This window comes from Pseudanabaena sp. 'Roaring Creek' (assembly GCF_001402795.1).
Classification (GTDB): domain Bacteria; phylum Cyanobacteriota; class Cyanobacteriia; order Pseudanabaenales; family Pseudanabaenaceae; genus Pseudanabaena.
The window spans coordinates 1-8,708 of record NZ_LIRE01000083.1 but is presented as its reverse complement, the minus strand read 5'-3'; the positions used below and the strand labels follow the sequence as shown (position 1 = coordinate 8,708).

Genomic DNA, 8,708 nt, shown 5'->3' with positions numbered 1-8,708 from the left:
CATGTTATGGAAAGTGACTGCTTGGTTGTAGCTGAATCAAAGCTTACAAATGGTGAAATTTCGGTGCGCGAGTTTGTGAGAATCGTTGCAAAGTCTGACTTTTATCGCGATCGCTACTTCTCCTCCTGTGCTCCTTATCGCTTTGTAGAATTGAACTTTTTACATTTGCTCGGACGCGCACCTCAAGATCAACGCGAAGTTTCTGAGCATATTGTCCGTTGTGTCGCGGAAGGCTATGACGCAGAGATTGATTCTTACATTGATAGTAATGAGTATCAAGCTGCCTTTGGTGAAAATACTGTTCCTTCCTATCGCGGAAAAAATAGTGCCGCCAACTCTAAACAGGTTGGTTATAACCATATGTTTGCGCTCGATCGTGGTGCTGCACAGGTTGACAGTGCCGTAAAAGCTTCACAACTCGTATTTGCTGTTGCAACTAACAGCGCTACTAAGATTAATCCATCCACAGCAACTGTAATTGGTTCTGGTACTGAAAAGCGTTTCAAGATTGTGGTCTCTGGTTCCAATTTTGAGAACAAGCCCTCTGCAACTACAACTGAGTATGTTGTTTCGGCTAATAGAATGACTTCTCAAATTCAATCGATCAGTCGCGCTTCTGGCAAAATTCTCAGCATTAAAGCTGTGTAATTTATGGTCTCACGATGATTTTAAGTTGATTTTACTTGATTTAACTCTTGATTTAACTTTGGAGATAACTATTATGACAATTGATACTGTCATTCGTGCAGTTTACAAGCAAGTTTTGGGCAATCCCCATGTGATGGAAAGCGAACGCTTGGTTGTAGCTGAATCAAAGCTTACAAATGGTGAAATTTCGGTGCGCGAGTTTGTGAGAATCGTTGCAAAGTCTGACTTTTATCGCGATCGCTACTTCTCCTCCTGTGCTCCTTATCGCTTTGTAGAATTGAACTTTTTACATTTGCTTGGACGCGCACCTCAAGATCAACGTGAAGTCTCTGAGCATATCGTCCGTTGTGTCGCGGAAGGCTACGACGCGGAGATCGATTCTTACATCGACAGTGATGAGTATCAAGCTGCCTTTGGTGAAAATACTGTTCCTTCCTATCGTGGTAAGGATAGTGCTGCGAACACCAAGCAGATTGGTTACAATCGTATGTTTGCACTCGATCGAGGTGCTGCACAGGTTGATAGTGCTATTCAAGCTTCACAACTCGTATTTGCCGTTGCAACTAATAGTGCCAATACAATCAAGGCCTCTACCGCAACTGTAATCGGTTCTGGTACTGAAAAGCGTTTCAAAATCTTGGTTTCTGGTTCCAAATTTGATACCAAACGCCGTATCAGCACATCCGAATACATTGTTTCCGCAAGCAAGATGACTCCTCAAATCCAACGGATTAATCGCACTTCTGGCAAAATCGTCAGCATTACCGAAGTAATCTAGTTTTTGCCTCAGGTTTTCAAAGCTAAAAATGGCTAAGCCATTTTTAGCTTTGAATAGATAGGGGAGCAGACTAACAACCAATCAAAGCAATAATCAAGTCTACGTATTCATGGATATTCAGGAGTTTGTTGAGCAATCAATTGGGAATTGGCGATCGCAACGTAGCGCTCATCACCTAGCTTTTAGTCATTTTGAAGCCGTGTTATCTGATATTGAGATCGCTCGGATTGCATCCGACCATCCAGATGTAATCGCTCTTTGTCAAGCATATAATATCGATCCCCTACAGGCTGTTTCTCCCTTTCGGATGAGTTGGGAAGGGCAGTCAGACTGGGAAGACAGCGAAGCTATCAAAGGCACTTGTTTGCTTGTGCCTATTCCCGATCCTGAAGATTTTCATCAAGGTAGTCTCCTCCGTGATCGCGGATATGCAGAGGAAATGGCAGCGATCGGAAAGTATCACTTCACTGATGACGAGACCTTTGTATTAACAACTCCCTACGAACGCGCTTCTGCTGAAGAAAAAATTTGGTTCATTAACCCTAATGTTCGGTGTCGCGTATCTTTGATCAAAACTAGCGCTGGATCTGGTGTGGTTACAGCTTCTTTCGCCTCTGAGATTCGTCAAACAGCTAAAGATCGATCTAATGGATAAAACTGAAGTTAGTGATTTAATTACCCTCGCGCAATGGATGTCAGGAGACTTTAGCAACTATAAGCAAGCCTCGGCAAGCCCAAAGGATTACGCTCATATTCACGTATTCTTTCGCCCATTACCCTTTGATTTTTTTTCAGGAATTGGGCTCTATTCCGAACAAGTCTATGACTACGATCTTTGGACTCCCTATCGTCAGGGGGTACATCGTTTAGTGGATCGAGGCGATCGCATTTATATCGAAAACTTCAGCCTCAAAAATGCCATGTTCTTTGCTGGCGGGGGGCGTGATCTCAGTATCCTCAAAACCATTACCCCCGATGCGATCAAACGCCGTTATAACTGCTCAATGGTTTTTAAACGTAATGGTTCTATGTTTACGGGTTCAGTTGAAGGCAATGAATGTTTCATTGAAAAAAATGGTCGTCATACCTATCTAGATAGCTATGTTGAAGTTACTGAAACAACTTGGCTGAGCCTCGATAAGGGGATGGACATTAATACTCATCAACAAGTCTGGGGTTCTATGACAGGACCTCTAAAATTTGAAAAAAGAGAAAGTTTTGCCCATGAAGTGCCAAATATCTCCAACAATATCTCCTGAATATTCTAAAACAAGCTCAGTCTATTTAGATATTAATGAAACTAAGCTTGAAACCAGAATGCTGCCCCCAGAAGCTCAGAAGAAAATGCAGTCATGGATTCGTAGCCGACATCTTATATGTTCTGGTAATTTCTTTGTCTTTGAGACTTTGGATTATAGTGCCGTAGAAAGATTTTCAGATTGCGTGATTGCTTTAGGCGGAACCGTTATTAATGTTGATGCGGCTGATAAAGTTTGGATTGGCGATCATCGTCAAGTTGTGTTATATCGATCAAAAGCAAGCCTGCATACGCCACACCATCAACTTAATCAATATTGGATTAAATATGGTAACTTCCGCACAAGATTTGATGAGCAAGTCTAGTTAACAATCTGTTTTTGCGGCTTGAAACTTATCTAATGTAATATTTTACATAGGGTTCGGCTACTTTCATTGTTGAAATGTTTAAGCTAAAATATTAGACTTGAATCAGACGATAGAGTATTTCCCTAAAATCATTTAAGAACTTCCTTAAAACTGATATTACGTTGAATGAATATCGCCCTCACCCCACAGCCACCTCTCCAATTATAACAATTTCCAGAAGTGTGGCTACACTTTTGGAAATTGAAAAGCAAACCCAGTAAGGGTTTTAAAATCACAAAATGGCTACGCCATTTTGTGATTTGGTATTAAGGGATAGGTAAAGCAAGACTAATTCCTTTCTCCCCTTTTAGGAGACGGGCTGAGAGTGTGGCCTCATAAGCTTCCACGTAACATCAGTTAAAAATCTTAATTAAAAATCACTTAAAGTATTAAAAAACTATGTTTGACGTTCCAGAACTAAAATCTCTTGAGTTAGCAACTCCTGAACAACTTACAGAAATGATTGCGGACTTAGAGTGCTATCGCGAGAGAATTGTCAGTGAAACTCTGGCAATGGCTCAAAAAGCAAAAATCATGAAATCTCAAGCTCTAGCGAACTTAGAACCAAATCTAGCTAAGATCGATGCAACTCTTGAGTCTTTACGGCAGCAAAAATTAAATGCAGATTGATAAAGCTCAACAAACTAAATGTCTCCAAATATCTACAAAATGAAAAACTCTATTCTTGAAATTCAAGCAGTAAACGATCTTCTGGTCGAAAGGGTAAAAGATCAAATTTCTTTTGGCACTTTTGATGATAGTGATTCCCAAATTTTAGAACAATTAGTAGAAGGATTGGGAGATCCGCGTGGGCTGGTTAGACTGAGGTTCGCTGAGACTTTGGGAGAAATTGGCGAGGCAGCAACTCCATTTTTAATAAAATCTTTGGCTAATCATGAGAATGTGGTTGTGCGTCGTGCTGCTGCCAAAACGCTAACAATTATTGGCGATCCGAGCGCTGTACCAACTTTACTAAATTCCTTTCTCAACGATCCCGATACCGTAGTCAGAAGTTCCTCGGCAGGGGCTTTAGCCAAAACGGGTGAAGCCTCGGTGCCAGCTTTGTTGGAAATCTTAGGAGATGACAATAAATCACAAGATATCAAAGGTCATGCAGCTTGGGCTTTAGCCTTTATTGGGTCTGAAGGGGCTGATTATTTGTATAAAGCTTTAGATTCTGCTTCCCTAGATGTTCGCTGTGCTGTAATTGGCGCGATCGGTCACGTTGCTCAGGAGCAGTCCGATGAAAAATCTTGCAATCTTTTAGTCTCAGCACTCACCGATCCAGAAGCAATTATTCGTGCGGAAGCTGCCACAGCACTGGCTCAGGTAAATTATCCGCCTGCGGTCTCGCATCTAATTTTGGCTCTGCAAGATGTGGATTTGGATGTCCGTAAAGCCGCTATTAATTCGCTAGGTAAGATGGGCAATCCGATCGCTTTGGAATCTTTACAAAATTTGCTTGATGATGAGCAGCATGTGATTCAAGTATTGTCAAAATTAGCGATCGCCCAAATTCACCGCCAAGCAGAAAGCGATTAAGTCAAAACCAATAGTTAAAACCTAAATCCAGACATCGTTACGCCAACTTAGCTATTGTTGCGGGGTCTGGATTTGGTAGTCTTAAAAAAGAAAGGATTTAGATGGTAAGGATGGGCGGCGCTTTGCACCGCCCATCCTTACCTATTTAGCACTACTAGATATCTTTTAGTTCCACTTTAAAAATCATATCAATGGATTTGGAGGCGATCGTTGTCTCCCATGCAATTCCCTTTAAAAAAGTTTCTCCTACTAATGTCTCCACCACATCCACGCCCCAATCGCCAGTCTGCAAAGCATCGAGCGAACTACTAGTAGGAGGTGTTGTTTTAACTCCGCCTAATACTAAAATTTCAGGTAAAGATTTAGGATCTATACCTTGACTGATACGTTTATTTGCTAGAGCCTCAGCACAAAACTCACCTATTTGCTTAGGGGAAAACCGATCGCGATCAAATAGAATTTCCACAGTCCAATGGGGATGATTAACGAGTCTAGTCTGACAAGATGGGCGATCGCCTAATCCAATCCGAAATACTTCCGCAAATTCTTCTCGGCTGAGCGTTGGGATTATCTCAGCAGAAATATCAAAATTATGAGAAAGAAGCATTCTCGATAGCGATAAATTGTTCATAATTATTGGGGCTTATCTATTAAAACCAGCAGTCATCTCACCTCTAGATAAGGCACTGATAGCTGATTCTTTGACATAGGAGTCTGTTTCTTCTTTGTCAATAATCAGGCGCAATGCATCCATCCCTCGACTGCTACCAATTGAGGCGATCGCATTTACCAGAGAAATTGCCAAAGCAGGATTATCGGTTGCCTGTAAAGCTTCAATTAAAATATCTAGAACAGGTTCACCAATTTCTCCCATTGCCATGACTGCGGCAATATTCACGACGGGATTCATATCTTGTAAAGCTGCCTTTAAACCTGCTACTCCTTCATCTGAGAGCGGCTCATCGGGATGACAAATGACCACCTGTGCGATCGCTTTGGTTGCACTACCTCGTACTGTCACATTTTCGCTATGAAGCATCGCCTGAACTAAAGGAGGTATAGTTTCGTGACCTATCTCACCTAAAGTTTTGACGGCAGCTCGCCGATAATTAGTATCCTCATCATCAAGAATACTCATCAATCTAGTAATTACTTCAGCATCATAATTAGCGGCAATTTCCCACATTGCTTGATTGCGAACGTTGGGATTGGGATGTTTGAGTTGTTGAAAGAAGTTTTCAAGAGTCATTTTTATGAAATTGGTAATTAGTAATTAGTAATTGGGATCATTTTTTAATGTTTTGGTCTTTTCGCGAATTAATAAATCGCTATCATTGGCGAGTACTTCATAGCCAGTAAAATCGCCGAACTTCTCCAATGCTAATAGAGCAGCATATTTCAAGTCCCATATTTTAGATTCCAAACAGGCTTTTAGTTCGGGAATCGCTCGCTTATCACCAATTTCTGCAAGGGCGATCGCGGCGGCGGCTCGAGACTTTTGGTACTGCGGTTGTTTATTATGCAAGCTCTCAATTAAGAGATCGTAAGCTGGCGCGTATTTTAACCAGCCTAAGAGTTTAACCACATGAAAATGTGCGCCATAATCATTTTTGGCTTCCTGTTCATAAGCACTCACCAGAGCATTAGGAGCGATGTCTGCATAATTCTCTAAAATTGTTTGGATAGCCAGATAACATCTGCCAAAATCAGTTTCATAAAGTTCGTGGATTAGACGAGGAAGATCGGGCAAAGTACTGTGATTATGAACTGGTAAAAGTGTGGAAGGATGATCGATTAAGGATTTTTCTAAAAAAGGTTGAATATCCGCAAAGGAAATAACTCTTTCTTTAATACCTGTTTCCGCTAACATCTTAATGCCACGCAATCGAAATACTAAAGACACTGGGCATCGAGATATCGCAGGAATTGCCGCATAGTATTTAGCATCAATTAAATCTTGAATGGATAAACGCCTAGCGATTACATTACGATTTTGTAATAGGTCAACAATCTTTCCCATTTGTGAGAAATCTTGAGTTAATCGACAAATCGCTGTAATCGCAGCACTGGAAACTGGCAAGCTTTCATCATTTATAAATTGCTGAATCTTAGCGATCGCAGGTTGATAATCTAACTTGGCAAGGGTTTGAATAATCACGCGATAGGTTTGGGAAGGCTTATCTAATAGTTGGGTAATTTCTTCTAAAATCTCTGGATCTTTTGTCCCAATCTCTCCGAGCGACCAAACTGCATTTTCCACCATGTAGCAATCAGCATCAGCCAAGCATTCTCGAATCACATGCAATGCTGACCGTGCTTGTAGGCGACCTAATGTTTCGACAGATTTCCTTCGTACAATCTGATTATCCATTTCGGGAACAGTTTCGGGAACAGTTTGATGAATTGCTCGAACTAATGCGGAGATCGTTTTCTCCGAATTAAAATTTACTAAATGAGAAGCCGCAATATAGCGAGAATCATCTTCCCCAATTTGATTTTGCGGCGTATCTAAAATAGCAATCGCCCGATCTTCCGTTAAATTAAAAAAGCTATAAAAACGTTTATCCATAATTCCGAAATCATATCAATTGCCAGTCCAAAAGCAAAAATAGAGGCAATTTATGAATTGCCTCTATTTTTACTTTCTAGTAAGCTATGGAAACCATCTCCCATATCCTACAAAGAGAATCAATTAGGAGAGAGAATTGATTGCGTAGTCTAGCAATGCATTGTACTCAGTCAACGCTTGAGCAGACATATCGCGAGGTGTGCAACCACGGTTACGAGCATAGCTCAATGCTTCAACATAGGGAGCGGTAGGCAAGCCCAATGCACGATAAACTTCGCGCTGACCTGCAATACCCCACTCATCCAAAGGACCTGTACCGCCAACAACGAGGCTGTACTGAATCAAGCGCAAGTAGTGCTTGATGTCACGAGCGCACTTTGCCTTGAAAGTGTCGTTCGAGTTTGCTTCGCCAGCATTGTTGAGGTAAGGATACTTTCTAATACAAGCGTCGTATGCTTCTTTAGCAACGTTGTCAAGATTAGCAGCCAGCTTTTCAGCAGCTTCCAAACGAGCAGCAGCGCGTTGGATAGAACCTTGTACTGATTCGAGGTCTGAGGTGCTAGGGAAACGACCTGCTGCATCAGCAGAGGCGATAACGGTAGTAACAACGGATTTCATTTATTAAATCTCCAAACTGGATTCTTTTTATTCAGTGAGCTTAGTTTTGTTCTGGTCAATCAAATTTCAACCAGTAAATCGCAATCAGATATCAAATTAGCAGATATCAATCAATTAGCTAAGAGCTGCAATTAGCTAAGAGCTGCAATTACGCGATCGAAGTAGCTGGAAGCTTCAGCAACCAAGGAAGCACAACGATCTTCAACAACAGGACTTCCCATCTTGCGGAGCTTAGCACCTGCACGAGCTTCACTAGGATTGTCTTGAATGTGAGCAGCAGCTTGAGCCTTCATGATTTGGACAGCACGTACTGTGGAGGTTGTAGGTACGCCCAAAGCAGCATAAGTTTCTCTCAAACCGTTCAAGCAACGGTCATCCAGTACGGAAGAATCACCAGCCAATAGCGCATAGGTAACATAACGGAGAACAATTTCAGCGTCGCGTAAGCAAGCAGCCATACGACGGTTAGGGTAACAGTTGCCACCAGCTTGAATCAAGCCTTGGTTTTCGCAAATCATACCTGCTACTGCGTCAGAAACCATGCAGCTTGCATTGCTGGCAATTGCGTTTACTGCGTCCAAACGACGGTTGCCGCTAGCTACGAATGCTTTAAGAGCATTGATGTCACCGACTACAGAAGTGCTAGCATCAGCTGAAACTACAGCTCTGGAAAAAGCGTCAAGCATTTAATAGCTCTCCTTAAAAATAGTTATCTTATTTTGAAACGTTCTATATGTCTTATGTAATTCACAAGACATATAGAACATAAAAGATAAGACGCTTTATAGTCTCATCTCTTGTAAAGTAAGTAACAATCCTTAACAAATTAGCCCCAAAATTAAAGATATAGCTATAGCCAAATAAGTTAAGACATAAAACCCAGAAGAG

The 8,708-nt window shown here is 41.5% G+C and carries 12 protein-coding genes; 7 read left to right on the top strand and 5 right to left on the bottom strand.

The window, feature by feature from the left end; all coding sequences use genetic code 11:
* The 7 genes from AC805_RS02900 to AC805_RS02870 all read left to right on the top strand — a co-directional run.
* Positions 1-648: phycobilisome rod-core linker polypeptide (locus AC805_RS02900; RefSeq protein ID WP_055074025.1), on the top strand; the 648-nt coding region annotated here is incomplete at its 5' end.
* 73 nt (positions 649-721) lie between these two features.
* Positions 722-1,426 carry a phycobilisome rod-core linker polypeptide gene (locus tag AC805_RS02895; protein WP_055074024.1) on the top strand — a complete coding sequence of 235 codons (705 nt, stop codon included), beginning with the start codon at positions 722-724 and terminating at the stop codon, positions 1,424-1,426.
* Between the two features lie 109 nt (positions 1,427-1,535).
* On the top strand, positions 1,536-2,081 hold the full coding sequence (locus tag AC805_RS02890) for a phycobiliprotein lyase (RefSeq protein ID WP_055074023.1): 546 nt from the start codon (positions 1,536-1,538) through the stop codon (positions 2,079-2,081).
* Positions 2,074-2,685, top strand: a complete 612-nt coding sequence (locus AC805_RS02885; protein ID WP_055074022.1) for a chromophore lyase CpcT/CpeT — start codon at positions 2,074-2,076, stop codon at positions 2,683-2,685. Before AC805_RS02890 ends, AC805_RS02885 begins: the two co-directional genes overlap by 8 nt.
* Before the next feature lie 58 nt (positions 2,686-2,743).
* On the top strand, positions 2,744-3,049 hold the full coding sequence (locus AC805_RS02880) for a hypothetical protein (RefSeq protein ID WP_055074021.1): 306 nt from the start codon (positions 2,744-2,746) through the stop codon (positions 3,047-3,049).
* Positions 3,050-3,490: 441 nt separating this feature from the next.
* A complete protein-coding gene (locus tag AC805_RS02875) occupies positions 3,491-3,721 on the top strand; it encodes a hypothetical protein (protein WP_055074020.1) in 231 nt (76 codons plus the stop codon).
* A 39-nt stretch (positions 3,722-3,760) separates the two neighbouring features.
* Positions 3,761-4,633 (top strand): HEAT repeat domain-containing protein, encoded by an 873-nt coding sequence (locus tag AC805_RS02870; RefSeq protein ID WP_231662410.1) that lies wholly within the window; start codon positions 3,761-3,763, stop codon positions 4,631-4,633.
* Positions 4,634-4,787: 154 nt separating this feature from the next.
* On the opposite strand, the gene AC805_RS02865 is transcribed toward AC805_RS02870, so the two are convergent.
* The 5 genes from AC805_RS02865 to cpeB all read right to left on the bottom strand — a co-directional run bounded on the left by AC805_RS02865 (position 4,788) and on the right by cpeB (position 8,506).
* Positions 4,788-5,264 (bottom strand): DUF2656 domain-containing protein, encoded by a 477-nt coding sequence (locus tag AC805_RS02865; protein WP_055074018.1) that lies wholly within the window; start codon positions 5,262-5,264, stop codon positions 4,788-4,790.
* Between the two features lie 12 nt (positions 5,265-5,276).
* Positions 5,277-5,882 carry a HEAT repeat domain-containing protein gene (locus tag AC805_RS02860; RefSeq protein ID WP_055074017.1) on the bottom strand — a complete coding sequence of 202 codons (606 nt, stop codon included), beginning with the start codon at positions 5,880-5,882 and terminating at the stop codon, positions 5,277-5,279.
* 24 nt (positions 5,883-5,906) lie between these two features.
* Positions 5,907-7,202 carry a HEAT repeat domain-containing protein gene (locus tag AC805_RS02855; RefSeq protein WP_055074016.1) on the bottom strand — a complete coding sequence of 432 codons (1,296 nt, stop codon included), beginning with the start codon at positions 7,200-7,202 and terminating at the stop codon, positions 5,907-5,909.
* A gap of 123 nt (positions 7,203-7,325) precedes the next feature.
* A complete protein-coding gene (locus AC805_RS02850) occupies positions 7,326-7,820 on the bottom strand; it encodes a bleomycin hydrolase (protein WP_055074015.1) in 495 nt (164 codons plus the stop codon).
* Between the two features lie 131 nt (positions 7,821-7,951).
* Positions 7,952-8,506 (bottom strand): C-phycoerythrin subunit beta, encoded by a 555-nt coding sequence (cpeB, locus tag AC805_RS02845; protein ID WP_055074014.1) that lies wholly within the window; start codon positions 8,504-8,506, stop codon positions 7,952-7,954.
* Positions 8,507-8,708 lie beyond the last annotated feature (202 nt).